Source organism: Maritalea mediterranea, from assembly GCF_021568695.1.
Taxonomy (GTDB): domain Bacteria; phylum Pseudomonadota; class Alphaproteobacteria; order Rhizobiales; family Devosiaceae; genus Maritalea; species Maritalea mediterranea.
Window position 1 is genome coordinate 44,799 of record NZ_JAKGTI010000003.1, and the last position, 17,761, is coordinate 62,559.

21 protein-coding genes and 1 tRNA gene are annotated in these 17,761 nt (G+C 54.7%); 11 read left to right on the plus strand and 11 right to left on the minus strand.

What is annotated here, in order from left to right; all coding sequences use genetic code 11:
- Positions 1-579 carry a sugar O-acetyltransferase gene (locus L1I42_RS13010; protein ID WP_236115112.1) on the minus strand — a complete coding sequence of 193 codons (579 nt, stop codon included), beginning with the start codon at positions 577-579 and terminating at the stop codon, positions 1-3.
- A 73-nt stretch (positions 580-652) separates the two neighbouring features.
- Positions 653-844, minus strand: coding sequence for a hypothetical protein (locus L1I42_RS13015; protein WP_236115113.1), 192 nt, complete (start codon positions 842-844; stop codon positions 653-655).
- A 123-nt stretch (positions 845-967) separates the two neighbouring features.
- Here L1I42_RS13015 and L1I42_RS13020 point away from each other — a divergent pair, with 123 nt between their 5' ends.
- The 5 genes from L1I42_RS13020 (at position 968) to L1I42_RS13040 (ending at position 3,786) form a co-directional block, all read left to right on the plus strand.
- Positions 968-1,336 carry an ArsR/SmtB family transcription factor gene (locus L1I42_RS13020; RefSeq protein ID WP_236115114.1) on the plus strand — a complete coding sequence of 123 codons (369 nt, stop codon included), beginning with the start codon at positions 968-970 and terminating at the stop codon, positions 1,334-1,336.
- Positions 1,329-1,826 carry an SRPBCC family protein gene (locus tag L1I42_RS13025; protein WP_236115115.1) on the plus strand — a complete coding sequence of 166 codons (498 nt, stop codon included), beginning with the start codon at positions 1,329-1,331 and terminating at the stop codon, positions 1,824-1,826. The genes L1I42_RS13020 and L1I42_RS13025 overlap by 8 nt, the downstream gene beginning before the upstream one ends.
- 167 nt (positions 1,827-1,993) lie before the next feature.
- The gene (locus tag L1I42_RS13030) at positions 1,994-2,590 is read left to right on the plus strand and encodes a hypothetical protein (protein WP_236115116.1); all 597 of its coding nucleotides are present in this window, start codon (positions 1,994-1,996) and stop codon (positions 2,588-2,590) included.
- Complete coding sequence (locus L1I42_RS13035) at positions 2,591-3,193, plus strand: GNAT family N-acetyltransferase (RefSeq protein WP_236115117.1); 603 nt, start codon at positions 2,591-2,593, stop codon at positions 3,191-3,193.
- Entirely contained in the window at positions 3,193-3,786 is a 594-nt protein-coding gene (locus tag L1I42_RS13040) for a TetR/AcrR family transcriptional regulator (RefSeq protein ID WP_236115118.1), read from the plus strand. Before L1I42_RS13035 ends, L1I42_RS13040 begins: the two co-directional genes overlap by 1 nt.
- A gap of 9 nt (positions 3,787-3,795) precedes the next feature.
- Here L1I42_RS13040 and L1I42_RS13045 read toward each other — a convergent pair whose 3' ends face one another.
- From L1I42_RS13045 to L1I42_RS13060, 4 genes are read right to left on the minus strand one after another with little or no spacing between them, the layout of a single operon-like run.
- Positions 3,796-4,476, minus strand: coding sequence for a rhomboid family intramembrane serine protease (locus tag L1I42_RS13045; RefSeq protein ID WP_236115119.1), 681 nt, complete (start codon positions 4,474-4,476; stop codon positions 3,796-3,798).
- Between the two features lie 32 nt (positions 4,477-4,508).
- Positions 4,509-5,084: a cob(I)yrinic acid a,c-diamide adenosyltransferase gene (locus L1I42_RS13050; RefSeq protein ID WP_236115120.1), complete on the minus strand. Its 576-nt coding sequence runs from the start codon at positions 5,082-5,084 to the stop codon at positions 4,509-4,511.
- Between the two features lie 9 nt (positions 5,085-5,093).
- On the minus strand, positions 5,094-5,288 hold the full coding sequence (locus L1I42_RS13055) for a twin transmembrane helix small protein (protein WP_027836013.1): 195 nt from the start codon (positions 5,286-5,288) through the stop codon (positions 5,094-5,096).
- Positions 5,289-5,303: 15 nt separating this feature from the next.
- Positions 5,304-6,212, minus strand: a complete 909-nt coding sequence (locus tag L1I42_RS13060) for a LysR family transcriptional regulator (protein ID WP_236115121.1) — start codon at positions 6,210-6,212, stop codon at positions 5,304-5,306.
- 90 nt (positions 6,213-6,302) lie between these two features.
- On the opposite strand from L1I42_RS13060, the gene L1I42_RS13065 reads away from it, so the two are divergent.
- Positions 6,303-7,289 (plus strand): NAD-dependent epimerase/dehydratase family protein, encoded by a 987-nt coding sequence (locus L1I42_RS13065; protein ID WP_236115122.1) that lies wholly within the window; start codon positions 6,303-6,305, stop codon positions 7,287-7,289.
- Here the strand turns inward: L1I42_RS13065 and gluQRS are convergent.
- Entirely contained in the window at positions 7,286-8,143 is an 858-nt protein-coding gene (gene gluQRS / locus L1I42_RS13070) for a tRNA glutamyl-Q(34) synthetase GluQRS (protein WP_236115123.1), read from the minus strand. The genes L1I42_RS13065 and gluQRS overlap by 4 nt on opposite strands.
- A 48-nt stretch (positions 8,144-8,191) precedes the next feature.
- Here gluQRS and L1I42_RS13075 point away from each other — a divergent pair, with 48 nt between their 5' ends.
- The 3 genes from L1I42_RS13075 (at position 8,192) to L1I42_RS13085 (ending at position 10,196) form a co-directional block, all read left to right on the plus strand.
- On the plus strand, positions 8,192-8,839 hold the full coding sequence (locus L1I42_RS13075; RefSeq protein WP_236115124.1) for a DNA-3-methyladenine glycosylase family protein: 648 nt from the start codon (positions 8,192-8,194) through the stop codon (positions 8,837-8,839).
- A complete protein-coding gene (locus L1I42_RS13080; protein WP_236115125.1) occupies positions 8,836-9,507 on the plus strand; it encodes an alpha/beta hydrolase in 672 nt (223 codons plus the stop codon). The genes L1I42_RS13075 and L1I42_RS13080 overlap by 4 nt, the downstream gene beginning before the upstream one ends.
- A gap of 131 nt (positions 9,508-9,638) precedes the next feature.
- Entirely contained in the window at positions 9,639-10,196 is a 558-nt protein-coding gene (locus tag L1I42_RS13085) for an HNH endonuclease (RefSeq protein WP_236115126.1), read from the plus strand.
- Positions 10,197-10,199: 3 nt separating this feature from the next.
- Here L1I42_RS13085 and L1I42_RS13090 read toward each other — a convergent pair whose 3' ends face one another.
- Together L1I42_RS13090 and L1I42_RS13095 are read right to left on the minus strand one after the other, a co-directional pair.
- Positions 10,200-10,697 (minus strand): disulfide bond formation protein B, encoded by a 498-nt coding sequence (locus tag L1I42_RS13090; RefSeq protein ID WP_236115127.1) that lies wholly within the window; start codon positions 10,695-10,697, stop codon positions 10,200-10,202.
- 14 nt (positions 10,698-10,711) lie between these two features.
- Entirely contained in the window at positions 10,712-11,293 is a 582-nt protein-coding gene (locus L1I42_RS13095) for a YqaA family protein (RefSeq protein ID WP_236115128.1), read from the minus strand.
- Positions 11,294-11,653: 360 nt separating this feature from the next.
- On the opposite strand from L1I42_RS13095, the gene L1I42_RS13100 reads away from it, so the two are divergent.
- Together L1I42_RS13100 and L1I42_RS13105 are read left to right on the plus strand one after the other, a co-directional pair.
- Positions 11,654-11,738, plus strand: a tRNA-Leu gene (locus L1I42_RS13100).
- Between the two features lie 441 nt (positions 11,739-12,179).
- Positions 12,180-14,438 carry an OmpA family protein gene (locus L1I42_RS13105; protein ID WP_236115129.1) on the plus strand — a complete coding sequence of 753 codons (2,259 nt, stop codon included), beginning with the start codon at positions 12,180-12,182 and terminating at the stop codon, positions 14,436-14,438.
- A gap of 39 nt (positions 14,439-14,477) precedes the next feature.
- Here L1I42_RS13105 and L1I42_RS13110 read toward each other — a convergent pair whose 3' ends face one another.
- Both L1I42_RS13110 and L1I42_RS13115 read right to left on the minus strand, forming a co-directional pair.
- On the minus strand, positions 14,478-15,602 hold the full coding sequence (locus L1I42_RS13110) for a serine hydrolase domain-containing protein (protein WP_236115130.1): 1,125 nt from the start codon (positions 15,600-15,602) through the stop codon (positions 14,478-14,480).
- A gap of 131 nt (positions 15,603-15,733) precedes the next feature.
- Positions 15,734-17,614: a monovalent cation:proton antiporter-2 (CPA2) family protein gene (locus L1I42_RS13115; RefSeq protein WP_236115131.1), complete on the minus strand. Its 1,881-nt coding sequence runs from the start codon at positions 17,612-17,614 to the stop codon at positions 15,734-15,736.
- Positions 17,615-17,761 lie beyond the last annotated feature (147 nt).

Below are 17,761 nucleotides of genomic sequence, written 5' to 3' on the forward strand. Positions count from 1 at the left end.
CTAAATCTGCCGCACCACGCGGGCCGGATTGCCGACGGCGAGGCTGTCGGCGGGCACATCTTTGGTGACAACCGCTCCCGCGCCGATGACGGCTCTGTCGCCGATGGTGACGTTAGGCAGAATGATCGCGCCGGCGCCGATCCAGCAGCCATTGCCGATTTTGATCGGCCCGGCCAGATTGACAAAATTCATCCGCTCCGGCTCATTTTCAAACGGATAGACCATGCGGTCACTGGCCTTGATCGGGTGGCCAGCGGCCATGATTTGCACATTGGGCGCGATAAGCACCTGGTCGCCGATGGTGACCCCACCGCCATCCAAAATGGTGCAATTGGTGTTGATAAAGACCTTGTCGCCAATTTTGGTGAGTTCGCCGAAATCGACATAAAGCGGCGCTTCAATCCACACATTCTCGCCCATCTCGCCAAAGATGGGGCGCAAATGGTCCATGCGGGTTTCATCGTCTGGATGCGCCTGATTAAAGGCGAAACAGGCGCGGGCGGCAATTTCGAGCAATTCAGGATCGCCGGACAAGGTGGGTTCCCCCGCCAGCATGCGTTCTTTATCGGAGCGGGTCATAAAGCCATAGGTTTTAAATTGGTTATATCAACCAATCTTTACGAGGCTTTTTCCGATTTGACCAGTGGGAAGTTTAGGCGGTTTTGTCGACAATTGTGCCGGTGCCAGGGGCGGGCATCGCTTTGGCATTGGCCAGGCCCTGATCCAGCATGCTGATCATCGCCTTTTGCATATCATCTGCCGCTTTCACCATCAGCAGTTGCGCTTGTTCCTGGCGCTGGGCTGATTGCATGGCGACGGCTTGGGTCACCAATGACATATCCATCTGAATGGCCTTCCTAGCTTTTCAGTCGCGCCAAGTCTCGCAATTCAGCGTTAATTATTTCTTAATGCGCAGGACCAACGCACGGTCTTGACAGTGCCCAACTACTTCTATAACTAATAGGTTATGGAACAGGTTGGTTATGGAAATCAGGCGCAGAATTTGGATGCGGTTTTTGCCGCATTGGCAGACCCCACACGCCGCGCGTTGCTGACGCGTCTGGCGGAGGGGGAAGCGTCTGTTGGGGAATTGGCTGCACCGTTTCAGATCAGCCAGCCTGCGGTCTCGAAACATCTGAAAGTGTTGGAGAAAGCCGGGCTGGTTGAGCGGGGCATTGACGAACAACGTCGGCCCGCCCGCCTGAAGGCGGAACCCATGGCCGAGGCTGTGGAATGGATGAGTTATTTTAAACGGTTCTGGGGGGACAGCTTTGATCAACTTGATGATTTGCTGGTGAAACTGAAAGCCCAGCAGGAGGAGAATAAGGATGGGTAACCCTGCAGAATATGTGTTTGAGCGTGAGTTTGATGCGCCGCGATCCCTGGTGTGGAAAGCCTGGACGGATCCGGACTTGTTGGCCCGGTGGTATGGCCCCAATATTGAAACCATTATTCACAAATTTGACCTGAAGCCCGGGGGCGAATGGCGCAATGAAATGGTGATGGGTGAAAAATCTGACCTTTCTGTGATGAAGTTCAAAGATGTCGTCCCGGAAGAAAAAATGGTGTGGCACCATTGCTCGGCCGATCGGGACTGGAATGTGGTGGCTAATCCGATGATGCCCAATTGGCCGAAAGTGCTGCACACCACGGTGACCTTTGAAGAGGTGGGGGACAAAACCAAAGTGACCCTGGTGCAGGTGCCGCTGGAGGCGACGCCGGAAGAAAATGAAACCTTCGCCAATATGATGCGCGGTATGGATAATGGTTGGGGGTCTGGCTACAAAATCATCGATCAGATTTTGGCCGAGCTGCAATCTGCTTAGACGTTTTCACGAAATCAACGGATCTCAAAGGCGCGCTTCGGTGCGCTTTTTTGTCTGGGCGAAGCGTGTTGTCCTTCAGCTCAAAGTGAAATTTCACCCGCCCTCTTGCCACGCCTATCTTGCCTCTCTATATATAACTGACTCGTCAGTTATTTTAGAAAGTGAACATGATGCGTATAGATTGGGAACCACCGGCACCGCGGCGCGGGCTGTCAGGCAGTTGGGATAAATTTGTTGGCCCCGGCGCCACCAACGCGGAAGAAATTGTGCAATTGGGGTTGGGCGCGGTGATTGCGCTGGCGTTGATTGGGCTGTTCTGGCAAGGCGCCACGGCTGATCATATGATTTGGCACTGGGTCTTTGTGGTGGTGTTGGCGCTGGATATTGGCGGCGGGATTGTCACCAATGCGACCTCCGCGGCCAAACGCTGGTATCATCGCAAGGGCCATGGCAAGCGGCAGCACTTTTTGTTTGTTTGCGCCCATTTGCTGCATTTGGGGTTGGCGGCCTTGTTGTTTGCGGCGCAGCCAATGGTGTTTTTTGCTGTGGCGGCGGGCAGCCTGTTGCTGGGCACGTTGATCATTCTGTTCACCCCGCTTTATTTGCAGCGGCCGGTGGCGTTTGGGGTGGCGACACTTTTTATGCTGCTGTCCTTTGTGCCCGAGATGGCACTGCCCAACCTGAATTGGCTGTTGCCGTTGCTGGCGCTAAAATTGCTGCTGGGGCATTTGGTCAAAGAAGCGCCTTTTCAGCCGGAGAACTAAATGTCGATCGAGATCAAAAGCTGGGATGGGGCAGATCGCAAAGCGTTGGCACAAATGTTTGCCCGCGCCTTTGCGCAGGATGCGGCGATGGTCTCGCTTGTGGATGCGCACAGCGAGGAGGACGTTGAACGATTGGCTCGTTGGTTTCACATCACATTAGGGGCATGGCCTTCGTCCCATGTGATGGTGGCCCGGAAAGGCGGGCAAATTGCTGGCGGCAATATTGTCAGTTTGGGCAATGAGGCACCTCCTTTGCGTTTCCTGGTGAAATGGTTCTGGCAGCAAGGGTGGGCGCTTGGGTTTCGAGTGCCCTGGCAAATGGTGCAGCATGAGCGCAAGCGGCTGAAGCATTATTCGGATAAAGCGGATTTGGTGATTGAGTTTCTGGCAGTGGATCAGGCAGCGCGGGGCCAGGGGCTTGCCCGCCACTTGCTTGAGGCGGCCTATGCGCAAGTTAATCGACCGACCACCATCGCGCTGGAAACCGGCAATCCGCAAAATGTGGCGCTTTATCAGCATTTGGGTTATCAGGTGGTTGCGCGCTATTCCGATAATGGTGTGGACTATGTGGTGTTGACCAAGCAGTTGGAAAAGGAAGAGTGATGCCCCGCCCCAATATGAGTGCCAAACGTGTGCCCCAAATTTTGGATGCGGCCATGTTGGTGTTTGCACGCAACGGGTTGCAATCTGCCAAGCTGGAAGAAGTGGCGCTGGCCGCTGGGGTGAGCAAAGCGACCATCTATCTCTATTTCAAAAGCAAGGATGATCTGATTGCGGCGCTGATGAAGCGGTTCTTTGAGCAGAATATGGATGTGTTACAGCATTTGCGGCTGACCAAGGGGGACTTTCGGCAAATTCTGACCGACTGGCTCGACCAGACCGAAGAAATGCTGAGCGAGAACCAGATTTTTGTCGCCATTGGGTTGGAGTTTTATTCCTATGCCGGACGCAATGAGGCGGCGCGAAAAATGGTGCACGGATTTTTTGTCGAGTTTCAGCGCATCCTGACCGAAATGATTGAACAAGCGCTGTCTACTCGTAGGCAATCTACAGCACCGGCACCGGATATTGCCTTCGGACTCATTTCGTTGTTTGAGGGCTCTAACGTTTTGGGGGCTTTGTTCAACTGGGACACAAAAATGTATCGGCAGGTCAAAACCAATATGCTCTATTTGCTGGATGGGGCGGGGCTTTAGCGCTCGCCCCTAGCCCTGAAACAGTTTCACCTCGGGACGCTTGAATAAAAACACCAGCGCCATGCCGCAGGCGACGCCGCCAATATGTGCCCACCACGCCACTGAGTCGGTTTGCGGCAAAATCACATAAACAAATTGCATGATGATCCAGGCGCCCAGCACCCATAAGGCCGGGATGGGCAGGGGCAGCGGAATGATGATCCGCGCCAACACATAGACGCGCACTTTGGGATAAAGCAGCACGTAGGCGCCGATCACGCCTGCAACTGCGCCGGAGGCGCCAACCAGGGGCGAGAGATCGCCCTGAAACATCAAATAGTGAAGTGCTGCGCCACCTGCGGCACATAGGAGGTAAAACAATAAATAGCGCACATGCCCCAGCGCATCTTCAATATTGTCGCCAAACACCCATAGAAACAACATGTTGGAGAACAAGTGCAGCCAGTCACCATGCAGAAACGCATAGGTGACGAAGGTGAACTCGTCCGGCACAAAAGGGATCTGATCGATCCGGCCATCGGCAAACCAATAGGGGACGACAGCAAAGGTGGCGATGATGTAATTCTCCGCATTTTGCGGCAGAATATATTGGATCGCGAACAGGAAGATGGTGATCAGGATCAGCGCGTAATTGACATAGGGTTTGATCACGAAGCGCTTGGGGTTTTGGTCATAAAAAGGCAAAAACATATCGCGCTTCGCTCACTTCCTTGCGGGCTAATCTATCGATGTTTGCCCGGGGTCCACAAAATATCACCGGCCCCATTATCATTGGCAATGCGCGACAGCACAAACAATAAATCCGAAAGGCGGTTGAGATATTTGATCGCCTGGGCGTTCACATCCTCTTCGTGCGCCTTAAGCTCGGTGGCGTCCCGTTCAGCGCGGCGCACCACGGTGCGGGCCAGATGCAGATGGGCCGCAAGGGCTGAGCCACCGGGCAGGGTGAAGCTTTTAATCGGCTCCAAATGCGCGTTGAACTGGTCGATGGTTTCTTCCAACCAAGTCACCTGGCTCTCAATGATGCGCAGCGGTTCAAAGCCCAAATCTTCACCAGTGTCCGGTGTGGCCAGATCGGAGCCGAGATCGAACAGGTCGTTTTGAACCCGAAGGATCACCTGATCCATTTCCTGATGGTCGGTGGTGTGCAGTCGCACCAGCCCGAGGGTGGAATTGGCTTCGTCCACCGTGCCATAGGCGGTGACGCGCAAATCATATTTCGGCCGGCGCGGGCCGACCACAAGGCCTGTGGTGCCGTCATCGCCGGTTTTGGTGTAAATCTTGTTCAGCTTGACCATTTTCGCCTCCTATTTGGGTGCAAAAAAGAATGCGGCAATAAATAAAAGCAACAGCGCCACGGCTTGCGCGATCACCCGCGCGCGCATCAATTTCTGGCTGAGATTCGGGTTGCCGCCACGAAACATATTGATCAGGCCGGCGCCCAGAATAAGGGCGACCACAGCGATGGCGGCGAAGATGAGATAATTGAGTGCTTGATCCATAAGACGACTTTTTCTTTATCTGATTTGGGGGGCAGTATAGGGGATAAGTTCTTTGGCCAATAGGTCATAAATGACGCGGATACGCCTTGCGCGGTGTACCTCCTTATGCGCGGCGACCCACATTTCCATGGGCGGAATTTGTAGCTCCGGCACCAGCCGTACCATGCCTTGCGTGGCGTCGATCAGGCTGAGCTGGGCAAAGGAAATGCCCAACCCGGCTTTCACCATTTCCCAAATTACGGTCTGGCTGTCGGTTCGGATTGCAAAGTGCTCGCGTCTAAGTTCAAAGCCGATGGACCGCGCCACTTTGATGATGTCTTCCTGCCGGTCCAGCCCCAGCAATTCATGTTCATAAAGATCGCTGATGGTTTTCGGCGCGCCATGCCGATCCAGATAGGATTGGTGGGCACACGCCCCCAGCGGCACCGCCCCGACCTTTTTGGCCACCACGTCCAACTGGCTGGGACGAAACATGCGGATGGCAATATCGGCTTCGCGTAGCAACAGATTTTCTGCCGAATCGGAAGGCACCAGCTCCAGCTGAATGGTGGGGTAGGTCTCCCGCGCCTTTTTTAAAATGCCGGGCAAAATATGGTGGAACAAGATTTGCGACGCGGTGATGCGCACGGTGCCGTCCAGCATCTGCGTGCTGCCGCTGGCCAGCAATTGCGCTTCGGCGAGGGCTGATTTGGCGCTGCGCACGCTGTTGAGCATCTGATGGGCAAGGGCTGTGGGGTTCAGGCCGCGTCCGGTGCGGTCAAACAGCACCACGTTGAGGCTGGTTTCCAGCTCTTCAATATGACGGCCAATGGTGGGTTGTGACGCTCCCAGCTTGCGGGCGGCGGCGGAGAGAGAGCCTTCATCCATCACCGCCAGAAAGGAGCGCCACAAAAACCAGTCTGGCTCGGTAGTTTGGTTATTCATATTTGAATATCTCAAATGCAATTTCAGCCAATTTTCATTTGATAATGAATAGACCATCTTGGTCCCATCAGCAATGAAGGGATCAAGCAAATGACAAACAACAGCACTCAAAAAGTTACCATTTTGGGCATTAATGGCCGGATCGGCCAATTCGCCGCCAAGGCCTTTATCGACGCAGGTTGGCAGGTGAAGGGCTTTGGCCGCGAGAACCGCGCGCCATTTCAGGGCTTTGAATTCGTGCAAGGTGATGCGTTCAATCTAAAGAACATGCAGCGGGCGGTTGCGGGTGCCGATGTGGTGGTGCACGCGCTTAACCTGCCCTATGACAAATGGGCCGATCAAGAGAAGGGCGCCGTGAAGCTCAATCATGTGGTGATCGAGGCGATGAAGGGCAGCGGCAAAACCCTGATCTTTGCGGGTAATATCTATAATTATGCGGCCAAGGACCACAAATTGACACCAGATTTGCCGCAGCGCCCGGCCACCGACAAGGGCGAAATTCGGGTGCAGATGGAACAGGATCTGGTGGCGGCCGGACGTGCCTATAATTTCCAGGTGATTGTGATCCGCGCCAGTGACTTTTTCGGGCCAGACGCAAGCGGCAGCTGGTTTGATCTGGCGATTGGCCGCGAGTTTGCCAAAAGCAAGATCACGCGGGTGTGTGACGGCAAGACCAAACATAGCTGGGCCTATTTGCCGGATTTGGGCCGCGCCTTTGAAAAAGTGGCGGCGCAGCGCGATCAACTGGGGGCCTATGAGAATTTCCATTTTGCCGGTTTCCGGGTGACCGGTGATGAGTTGATTGCCGAAATCCAGCGGGCACTGTCAACGCCCTATAAGGTTGTGCAATTGCCCTGGTGGGTGTTCAACGCGATGGCTCTGTTCAATCCGATGATGCGGGAAATTGTGAAAATGCGCTATTTGTGGCAAGAGCCGCACGAGCTGGTTGACCCGAAGCTGGATGCGATTTTAGGGCCGAATTTCGGCACACCCTTTGAGCGGGCCGTGGCGGAAACCACCCACAGCTTGCTGTCCGAAAGCGAGTTGGCGAAAATTACGGTCAAGCGGGCGGCTTAATCCATTTCGATGGCGGCGCGCACTTGCTGCGCGCTCCAACCTAGGTCGCGAAGCTCCTTCAAGCTTTGCGACTTCTTTGATTTTGACAATTTCTCGGCCGCGTCATCGCGGATCAGTTCATGGTGATGATAGAGCGGTTCGGGCAGGTTGAGCAGCGTTTGCAGCACCCGATGGATGGCGGTGGCGAAATAGAGGTCTTTGCCGCGCGTCACATGGGTGACGTGCTGCAAGGCATCATCCAGCACCACGCTGAGATGATAGGAGGTGGGCGTATCTTTGCGCACCAATACCACGTCGCCCCAGGCCATGGGGTCGGCACTGATGATGTTGATGGTTTTCAGATCATCCTGCACCTCTCGCCATTGCGGTGTGCCGGTTTCGGCCAGGGCTTTTTGCATATTCAGTCGCCAGCTATGGGGCAGGTTTTGCGCCATCTTGGTGGCAATCTCATCAGCAGAAAGGTGGCGGCAGATACCGGGATAGATGGGGGCGCCATCAGGATCTTTGCGGCCATCGGCATTTTCGCGAATCTGCTTGCGGCTGCAAAAGCAGGGATAGATCAAGCCGCGCTGTTTCAGCGTGTCCGCGGCGGCGCGATAACGGTCAAACTGATCGGATTGCTTGAGGGGCGTCCCCTGATATTCAAATCCGATCCACGCCAGATCTTCGAGCATTTGGTCCACCAGCTCCGGGGTGCACCGGAGCACGTCAATATCTTCGATGCGCAGCAGGGTTTGGCCGCCAAAATGCTGGGCAATCCTATTGGTCAGCAGGGCTGAATAGGCATGGCCCAGATGCAAATGCCCATTGGGACTGGGTGCGAAACGGAAAACGGGTTGTGTTTTTGCGGTCATAAGTCAAAGCTAGCGAAAAGGTGTTTCACTCATACACGAGCAGAGGCCATGCATAAAGAACGATTGAAAAGCAAAGAGGTTTTGGCGGCGCATTTGGATGGGCTGGCCGCGCGCGATCCGCGCCTGAAGCCGGTCATCGCCCAATGCGAAGAAGTGCCTTTGCGCGAGACGGAAGACGGGTTTGAGGGCATGGCCAAAATTGTGGTGGGGCAACAGGTCTCCGTCGCCGCCGCGTCGGCTATCTGGGGCCGCTTTGCCAGCCTGATGGACAATGTGTGTGCCACCGAATTTTTGGCGCATCGGGAAGAAGACGTGCGGGGCGCGGGGTTATCAGCCAACAAATTTCGCACCCTTTGTGCAGTGGCCGAGGCGGAGCGAACTGGCGATCTTAGATTTGAGAAATTGGCCGATCTGCCGCCTGAGGAGGCGATTGAGACGCTGACCCGGATCAAGGGCATTGGCCCCTGGACGGCGGAGATCTATTTGCTGTTTTGTTTGGGTCATCCGGATATTTTCCCCGCAGGTGATCTGGCGTTGCAAAAAATGGTAGGGCATATCAATGGGCTGGAAGATGTGCCAAAAGAAAAAGAAACGCGCGCCCTTGCGGAGATCTGGTCGCCCTATCGCGGGGCGGCATCGCGGCTGATGTGGCGCTATTTTGCAGTGTTGAGAGATAAAGAAGGTATTGTTTTATGACCCAGACCACTGAACTGTTCGGCCCCACGCTAGCGCCAGCCAATGGCCAACCTGCCAAAAAATTGGTGATCCTGCTGCATGGCTATGGCTCGGACGGGCAGGATTTGATCGGGTTAGGACAGTTTTGGGCCGATGCGTTCCCGCATGTGGGGTTCTTTTCTCCCAATGCGCCGCATCAATGCGGTATGAACCCGATGGGCTATGAGTGGTTTCCTTTGGCCGTGGAGCGGATTGGCAGCAAGGATACAGACTATCGCGGTGGCGCTGCGCGCGCTTATCCTGCCATTCGCGATTATGTGTTGGCGCGCACCGAAGAGGCAGGCTTAACGCTGGGCGATGTGGTGCTGGGCGGTTTTTCCCAAGGGGCGATGATGGCGCTTTATACCGGGCTGCGGTTTGAAACTCCGCTGGCGGGCATTCTGGGTTTTTCCGGCAAGCTGATTGATCAGGACCATGTGGCGGATGCGATTCAATCCAAACCGCCCGTTTGTCTGGTGCATGGCGAAATGGATGATGTGGTGCCGATTGCGGGCAGCGTTGAGGCGGCTGCCGCGCTAGAGGCCGCAGGGCTTGATGTGCGTTTGAAGAAATGCCCGGGCACCGCCCATGGTATTGCAATGGATGGGCTTGAGTTTGCCGGAGAGTTTTTGAACAAGCAGTTGAGTTGACGCGGAGAATTATTTGGGGTCGCTCAGTTGCCGTGTCGTAAAAATAGAACAAAGACTTCACATATATGACATGTTCTGCCTACAATAGTTAATGCAAGTTAACTGAGTGATTCCATTTTAAGGAGGAAGGCGTGACCCTGCATGTGTCACCCGAATCTCTTCCGGCGCTGGTACTCAATGCTGACTATCGGCCCCTGAGTTATTATCCACTATCCTTGTGGTCGTGGCAGGACGCGATTAAAGCCGTTTGCCTTGAGCGGGTGAATATTGTTTCTGAATATGACCGGGTGATCAAAAGCCCGAGCTTTGAGATGCAATTGCCCAGCGTGGTCAGCCTCAAATCCTATGTGAAGCCCACGGGAAACCCGGCCTTTACGCGGTTTAACGTGTTTTTGCGCGACCATTTCCAGTGCCAATATTGTCACTCGAAAGAGGATCTGACCTTTGATCATCTGATCCCGCGTTCCCGCGGCGGGCGCACCACATGGGACAATGTGGTCACGGCCTGTTCGCCGTGTAATCTGCGCAAGGCGAACAAGATGCCAAGGGACATAAATATGTGGCCGCGGCAGATGCCTTATCGCCCGACCACATTTGATCTGCAGGCCAATGGCCGCAAGTTCCCGCCCAACCATCTGCACGAAAGCTGGATGGATTATCTTTATTGGGATATTGAGCTTGAGCCCTAGGGGCTATGCGATTTTCTTGACGCTTTTATAGGTGGCCAAGCCGAATATGGCCGCGATCAGCAATGAGACGATGGCATTCATCCCGGCAAAGCTGAGGCCGAAAAAGCGCACGCTGGCGCGATCGCACGGCACCACGCGCGAGCCGTCAATATCATTCAATTGCTCAAGACTGATGCCGTCGCCCATGCCGGAGCACGTGTTCGGCCCGGGCCAGAAACCCCATTCCACCCCGGCGTGATAGCCCGCCTGATAGGTGCTCCACAAAAAGATCAGCATCATGGCGGAGACCAAAGTGGTGATCATGATTTTCGAGAGCTTGCTCCAAAAGATCAGCGCCAGCAGCAAAATCGGAAGGGCGATATAATAGGGGTTGCGCTGCGCATAGCATAGTTCGCAAGGCTGATAACCCATGACATATTGAAAGAAATAGACGCTGAGAATGGTCAGCGCTGACAGCCCAAAGCCTAAAATGGTCAGCTGTTTTACGTTCAAATTGTTCACGGCCCGATACCCCCTTAGAACAAAAACTTCACGGCCACAAAGCCGCCCACCAGCAAAGCGCAGCCCAATAAGAACATGAGGCCCAGCCGCTTTTCGATAAAGTCCTTAATTGGGGGACCAAAGAAATAGAGCAGGCCGGCAACGATGAAAAAACGCAAGCCGCGCGCCACAATGGAAGACAGGATAAATATGGGCAGATTAAGGCCAGTCGCGCCCGAGGCGATGGTGATGACTTTATAGGGGAAGGGGGTCAGGCCAAAGACGAACACAATCAACAGGCCCCATTCATTAAAGGCTTCCTGGAAAGTTTCGAATTTGTGCCAATAGCCGTAAAATTCAAGAATGGGCTGGGCCACGGTTTCCAGAAGAAACGCGCCGATCAAATAGCCGAACAAGCCGCCGACCACCGAAGCAATGGTGCACAAAAGCGCAAAGCGCCATGCGGCCGCGCGTTTGGCCAGCACCATCGGGATCAGCATAATATCAGGTGGGATGGGGAAGAAGGAGCTTTCCGCAAAGGACACGATTGCCAGAGCTTTGGGCGCATCTTTTGAGGCGCCGAGGGCCAAAACCCAATCGTATAATTTTCTAATCACAAATCGTTCCTTTTTGTCTCTTTATTCTTGCCGCCACCGGTTGCTGCGCTCCCGTCCCCGGCACCCCCGCCATTTTCTTGCCGCCACCGGTCGCGCTTTCTGGCGCTCACGCCGCGCGGGCTGGCTCCCGTCCCCGCGGCACCCCCGCCATATTTTTACTGCCGCAGGTCACGGTTTATGGCGCTTGCGCCGCCCGGGCTGGCCCGGAACCACTCAACCGCACTGTCGTCGACCTTGTTGCCCAGATGCAGGATAATCGGGGCAAAAACAGGGTTTAGATGTAAAGAGTTTCAAATTAGTGTCAATCAGTGATTGACGGGGGCGAAACTTTACGATATTTCGCATCCCCATCACCTTAGTGCGGGTGTGGCGGAACTGGTAGACGCGCGGGATTCAAAATCCCGTTCCTTCGGGAGTGGGGGTTCGATTCCCTCCACCCGCACCATCAAAAATTTTCCCAAAAATTGAGCCATTACAAATGGTTGAGGACCGGCGCAGTTGACGTGTTTCTGCGCGTGGTGGTTTGTGTTTGCATGATGCTGACCAGGTTGGATCCCTTGGGTAGGGATTTGGCGGGTGCTTTAAATTCTGTTGGCCCATGCGGGATTGACCGCAGGTTGAACAAAATCTTCATCTGAGGTTCAGCTGCCTACCTTTATACCAACGACAACACCGAAAATCGGACATTTCCTGTGCCAAGGATTTGTGCCGCAATCGAATGCGAGACAATCTTAGACAACTGACTAATGGAACCGAATAGGTGCTTAAACATTCTTACTGAGAATGTGCGTATCAAACTTGATTTGCGTTTGACCGGGGGTGATCGAACGAATCCTCATCCGAGAAATTGCGAATTTGATTTGTGAAATCAAAAAGGAAGATGACCATGCGCAACGTGCTTTTGACGACGACCATGCTGGCTACGCTCAGTATAGCGCCGACACCGATTATGGCTCAGGACCAATCGGCACCGAGCTCTACAACGCTAGAAGCAGCGCCACAAGGCGAGACGTTGGTTGAGGTAAATCTAGATCAGCAACCCCCCGTTGAGCTCGCCGCTGTCTATGAACGATATGCGGCAGCCTTATTGGCCTATCGGCAATTCGGCGCTGTATCTGAACAACAAGGCAATGGCCAAGCCAAAGGATATGTGGCACTTGAGGTTGACAGCCCCGAGGAGGCGATGGAGATCGTGATGGAGACGGGTGACCGGCTCGCTGGAATCTGCGAGCAACTCGGCACGCCAGATATCGCCACTTGTCTTGACCGCTTTATCCCCTCCGGCCAACGTTTGCCCAATGATGTCCGACCGCTAGAAGGTGTGGAACAGGCTTCGGCAGCAGAAATGACACGTGGTGATGAAGTCACTGATGGGGCCGACGGCGCGCAAGTGGAGGCGGAAAACACTGCCGAAACGGAGACCCAAGGCGCAGGGGCAGCCTCACCGCAATCTGACGCGGGGAGCGACCAGATGGAAATGAGCGATGCTGAGCAACCCAACGCTGACACCGCCGCCGAGACTGAAGGGCAAGTTGATGCTGAGGCGAGTTCGGATGCTGCAGGGGAAGCTGTAAACGCAGAAGGTCAAGCGACTGCCCAGGCAGATATAGCTGCCGAGACGCCAACAGAACTGATCGCAGCTTATGAAAGCTATGTTGCAGCGCGACTGGACTTTGTTGACGCCCGGACTTCCGGTGAGGATACCGCCGCCGCAGGAGCGGTGCAATCTTCGCGTCAACACCTTGAAGAACTGTGCACGGAATTCGGGTCACCAGATCTTGCCACCTGTGTTGACCGATATATCCCGGTCGAGATGCGCCTGCCGGATGATTTGGCGCCACTGGCCATAAACGCTGACTCTGCACTCATTGACTCAAGCGCTGAGGCACAAGCACCTGCATCCGAGAAGAGCGGTGATCAGGTGGCTACGGGGTCAGATAGCGATGCGCCTTCTGAGCCGGTTGAGCCGATCGAGGGTGATGATGTGGCGGCGGAAGATGTGGCCCCGGTGCTGGACAGCGCCAAGGAAGCGACATCAGCGCCAGCTGAGGCAGGGGCGGCTGCCACAACGAAAGTTGAAGGTGAAACCTCTGGTGAGGCTGAGTTGAAGCAGACAGACGAGGCAGCATCTGCGACTGAGTCAAATGCACCGCCGCCAAAAGATGATGCGGATGCGCAGGCTGATGCGGCGCCGACCGAGATCAAATCGATCACCGCGGAAGACGGTGAGCCGGTTTCAAAAGAAGAGCAGGCGGAAACCAGCGGCACACGGGCTGCACCGCAACAAGCAAAGGTGGTGGAAGAGGACCGGTCTGATTTCCGGATTGTGTTCCAGTTCAACAATCAGACCTTTGTGGAAAGCAAAGACAATGCCCGGTTGGAACAGGGCGCGGATGACATTTATGTTGAGCGCTTGAGCAATGGCCGGACCCGCGAAACAATTTTGCGCGCGGATGGCTCGGAAGTGGTGACCATTTATAACCGCAATGGCGATATCGTTCGTCGCTCACGGTTCACTCCGGAAGGTGAAGAGATCGTGCTGGTTTATGTAGACGAGGCTTATCAGGATGATTTGCTAGAGTGGCGCGATCCTGCCGAACAACTCGGACCGCTGCGTTTGGACATTGCGCTTTCGGACTATGTTCTAGATGCAGATGAAGCGGATGAAGAGGAGTTGGTCCAATTTTTTGAACAGCCGCCAGTCGAACGTGTGCAGCGGCTTTATTCAATCAATGAAGTGAAGCGTTCTGCCCGGCTGCGCGATATGGTGCGGCGGCTCGAAATTGGTGGCCTGACGTTCGCCACGGATAAGGCGACTGTCGCGCCGGATCAAATCTCCAGTTTGGCGCATGTCGCGGATGCCATGTTGGATTTGCTAGAAGACAATCCAGCGGAGACCTTCCTGATCGAAGGGCATACAGATGCCGTTGGTGACGAGATCTACAATTTGAAACTGTCAGATCGTCGTGCGGAAACTGTGGCCGTGCTTCTCACTCAAGTTTTTGGGGTGCCACCTGAAAACCTGGCCACTCAGGGCTATGGCGAGCGTTATTTGAAAGTGCGGACCGAGCAGCCCGAGCGGCGCAACAGACGGGTGACGATCAAACGGATCACGCCGTTGGTTTCGCCAGTGGCCCGTCGCTAAACACGCTTTGAGCCCCCGCCCTTCGGTCGGGGGCTTTTTTTATTCCGCTTGTTGGTCAAGCAGGCGCAACAAATCGCGGGTGAGTTGACCAAAGCCAAATTCTGACCGTTTGATGTGGCCGATATTGGTGGCGAGGGCGAAGCTTGCGTTGGTTTTCGGGTCATTGACCAAAAAGGCATACCACATGGTGTTGGAGCCATTGTGAAACAGGCTGAGGCGTTCATCGTCGCTAAAACTCATCCAAATCCAGCCCCCGGCATAGGGCGGGTGGTCCGCATTAATTGGTTTTGGCGCCTGATGCAGCCATTTGATGGTGGACGCGGACAGGTAATCACTTTCGCCGCGGGCGGTGGCCAAATGGGCTTGGCCATATTTGGCCAGGTCCTGCAGACTCATATGCACCGTGCCCGCCGGGCCCATAATGGGGGAATTGTCGGATTCGGGTGTTTGCGGGTCCATGGGTGTGATCATTACCAACCATTTTTTGCCATGCCCCCACGGGTTGTCGCCTTTTGGGGCACCGAACCCGGCGCTGTCTAAACCCAGTGGTTCAAATACTTCTTGCTGCACTAGGTATTCCCAGGATTCACCCGCCACCACAGAAGCCAATTGCCCGGCAATGGCGTAGCCAATATTAGAATATTCAAATTTGGTGCCAGGCTGGTGCGCCGGTGGTTTTTGCAAAATCTTGCGCACGGCAGCCGCACGCGCGGCGTCAAGTGCGGCCTGATCGGTAAAGCTGCGATCAAACAGCACTTTTAGACCAAAATTGGCTTTGGCGCCGCTGGTGTGGTGCAGCAATTGCCCTAGGGTAACGGTGCGCCAAATTGGGTCCATCTCGGCCGCCGCGTCCAGCCAGAGTTCGCCAATGGTGCTGTCGAATGAAAGCTGGCCCTTGTCGACCAGCCGACCGATCAGGGTGGCGGTGATGGATTTGGTGATCGAGCCAATGTGCCACTTATCATTCGGGCCAATCGGCGTGTTACGATCTTTTTGGCGCAGCCCGTGATGGCTTTGGGCAATGATGTCGCCATCTTGCAGGACCACCCCGGCATTGCCGATCTGGCCTGCGTCCTGCAGGATTTGCGGCAAGCGCTGGTCCAACAAGGATTGTACGGTTCGCGATGATGCGGGCGACGCGGTTTCTTGTGCCTGAGATGACATGAAAAATCCTTGCGATAAGAGCAATGATAGCATCAAAGCGCCCAGAGGATTTGGCAATATAACTCTTGGCATTGGACTCTCCGCGGGCTTATCTCTCGTAGAGATAAGAGGGATCCCTTAGCCATTCAAGTTTAGCCAGAAGATGATTTTTCCGTGGTGTCCTGATCCTTGTCGATGATCTTTTTCATCCGGCCGATCAATTGCTCTTCCCAATGATCCAGCGACTCACGGATGCGCCCCATATATTGTTCGTTTTCTGTGGCGGGCACCTCCACCTGCCAATGTTCGGCAAGTTCAATCATTGTTTTCCGGTCAAAGCTGTCAAATTCGTCCACCAAATGCTGTGCTGTGTTCCGATCCAGGCCCAAGGCCTCCAGGCTGGAGCGCGCGGTGCGCATGGAGCTGTCATAAGTTTCACGAATGATGTCGCGACAGCCATAGGCCCATAAATCATAAACATGGTTGCGGTCGACGGCGCGGGCGATCACGTGGACATGCGGATTGTTCTTGATCACATATTTGGCGAGATCGGTGATGGCATGTTTGTCGTCTATGGCGATCACCAAAATCTTTGCGTGCTCAATGCCAGCGGCATGCAATAGATCGGGACGTGTGGCATCGCCAAAATAGACTTTGAGGCCGAACTTGCGCAGCATGTCCAATTGATCAGAACTGTAGTCCACAACAGTGGGGGCAAAACCGGCCGCGCGCAGCACGCGGTTCACGATGCCGCCAAAACGGCCGTGTCCGGCAATGATGATTCCGTTTGTGGCCTCAATTGTATCTGCCGGGCGTACCTGGCCCTGAGCGTAATGGGGGGCGATGACCCGATCATAGAAGATGAAGATAAAGGGCGTGATCAACATGGAAAGGGCGACAACCATCAGCAACAATTGAGACAGTTCTGCCGACAGGATGAAGTTACTCACCGCGAATGACAGCAGCACAAAGCCGAATTCGCCCGCTTGCGCCAGGCCCAGGGCGTAAAGCCATTTATGCTCGCCCTTCAGGCCGAAAAGCTGTGCCAGACCGAACATGACCACCATTTTGACCGCGATCATGCCCACCGTGAGCCCGATCAAAATCAAGAAATTGTCGGCCAGATAGCCGAAGCTGATGCCGGCGCCGATGGTGATGAAGAAGACGCCGAGAAACAGGCCCTTGAACGGATCAATGTCGCTTTCCAGCTCATGACGATATTCGCTGTTGGCCATCACCACGCCGGCTAAAAAGGTGCCGAGGGCTGGCGAGAGCCCCACAAGGCTCATCAGCAAGGCAATGCCCACCACAAGCATAAGTGCGGTGGCGATCAACAATTCGCGCAGCTTGGCTTTCGCGACATAGCGGAATATTGGATTGGTCAGCATGATCCCGCCGCCCACCACCAAAGCGATGGCCGCAAAGTTTACCAGTGCGGTCTGCCAACCATTCAGCCCCGCCACCAGGCTAAACCCGGCCCCGTGGCCATCGTCGTGATGCGCATGGTCGGCCAATTCCGGTAAAGCCAGAAGCGGCAGGAGCGCCAGCATGGGGATCACGGCAACGTCCTGAAATAAAAGGGTTGAAAAACTCGCCTGGCCACCATCAGACCGCAGAAGCCCTTTTTCGTTGAGGGTTTGGTTGACGATGGCAGTTGAAGACAAGGCAAAAATCAAACCAATGGCGATGGCGGTTTGCCACACAACGCCGAACGCAAGGGCGATTGCTGCAATGGCCAGTGCCGAAAGTGAAACCTGCAGCCCACCAAGCACAAAAATCTGCGATCGCATTTCCCAAAGGCTTTTGGGGCTCATTTCGAGGCCAACGATAAACAGCATCATCACCACACCGAATTCTGCGAAATGCTGTAGTGAGGTGATATCAACATTGAGCTGATGGAGAATTGGGCCGACCAAAATGCCGGCGATCAGATAGCCCAAGACTGAGCCAAGCCCGAAGCGGGAAGCGAGCGGCACACAAATAGCCCCCGATAGAAAAAGTGCGAATGTAATCAGCAAAAATTCGGTTGTCATGATGTTTGTCCCCCCGTTGACCGCCCGTTTTGGACCTGCTTCTATTTGTTCTTCAGAATTCCCATAGCGTCAATTGCAAAGCTGATTTTAAGCGCAAACGGGCAAAAAATCGCCGTATTCGCGCGGCAGTGATTGCATGCTCATCTT

Coding starts and splice junctions, on each gene's coding strand:
- L1I42_RS13010 (WP_236115112.1), bottom strand. CDS start 579: ATGACCCGCTCCGATAAAGAACGCATGCTGGCGGGGGAACCCACCTTG.
- L1I42_RS13015 (WP_236115113.1), bottom strand. CDS start 844: ATGGATATGTCATTGGTGACCCAAGCCGTCGCCATGCAATCAGCCCAG.
- L1I42_RS13020 (WP_236115114.1), top strand. CDS start 968: ATGGAACAGGTTGGTTATGGAAATCAGGCGCAGAATTTGGATGCGGTT.
- L1I42_RS13025 (WP_236115115.1), top strand. CDS start 1,329: ATGGGTAACCCTGCAGAATATGTGTTTGAGCGTGAGTTTGATGCGCCG.
- L1I42_RS13030 (WP_236115116.1), top strand. CDS start 1,994: ATGATGCGTATAGATTGGGAACCACCGGCACCGCGGCGCGGGCTGTCA.
- L1I42_RS13035 (WP_236115117.1), top strand. CDS start 2,591: ATGTCGATCGAGATCAAAAGCTGGGATGGGGCAGATCGCAAAGCGTTG.
- L1I42_RS13040 (WP_236115118.1), top strand. CDS start 3,193: ATGCCCCGCCCCAATATGAGTGCCAAACGTGTGCCCCAAATTTTGGAT.
- L1I42_RS13045 (WP_236115119.1), bottom strand. CDS start 4,476: ATGTTTTTGCCTTTTTATGACCAAAACCCCAAGCGCTTCGTGATCAAA.
- L1I42_RS13050 (WP_236115120.1), bottom strand. CDS start 5,084: ATGGTCAAGCTGAACAAGATTTACACCAAAACCGGCGATGACGGCACC.
- L1I42_RS13055 (WP_027836013.1), bottom strand. CDS start 5,288: ATGGATCAAGCACTCAATTATCTCATCTTCGCCGCCATCGCTGTGGTC.
- L1I42_RS13060 (WP_236115121.1), bottom strand. CDS start 6,212: ATGAATAACCAAACTACCGAGCCAGACTGGTTTTTGTGGCGCTCCTTT.
- L1I42_RS13065 (WP_236115122.1), top strand. CDS start 6,303: ATGACAAACAACAGCACTCAAAAAGTTACCATTTTGGGCATTAATGGC.
- gluQRS (WP_236115123.1), bottom strand. CDS start 8,143: ATGACCGCAAAAACACAACCCGTTTTCCGTTTCGCACCCAGTCCCAAT.
- L1I42_RS13075 (WP_236115124.1), top strand. CDS start 8,192: ATGCATAAAGAACGATTGAAAAGCAAAGAGGTTTTGGCGGCGCATTTG.
- L1I42_RS13080 (WP_236115125.1), top strand. CDS start 8,836: ATGACCCAGACCACTGAACTGTTCGGCCCCACGCTAGCGCCAGCCAAT.
- L1I42_RS13105 (WP_236115129.1), top strand. CDS start 12,180: ATGCGCAACGTGCTTTTGACGACGACCATGCTGGCTACGCTCAGTATA.
- L1I42_RS13110 (WP_236115130.1), bottom strand. CDS start 15,602: ATGTCATCTCAGGCACAAGAAACCGCGTCGCCCGCATCATCGCGAACC.
- L1I42_RS13115 (WP_236115131.1), bottom strand. CDS start 17,614: ATGACAACCGAATTTTTGCTGATTACATTCGCACTTTTTCTATCGGGG.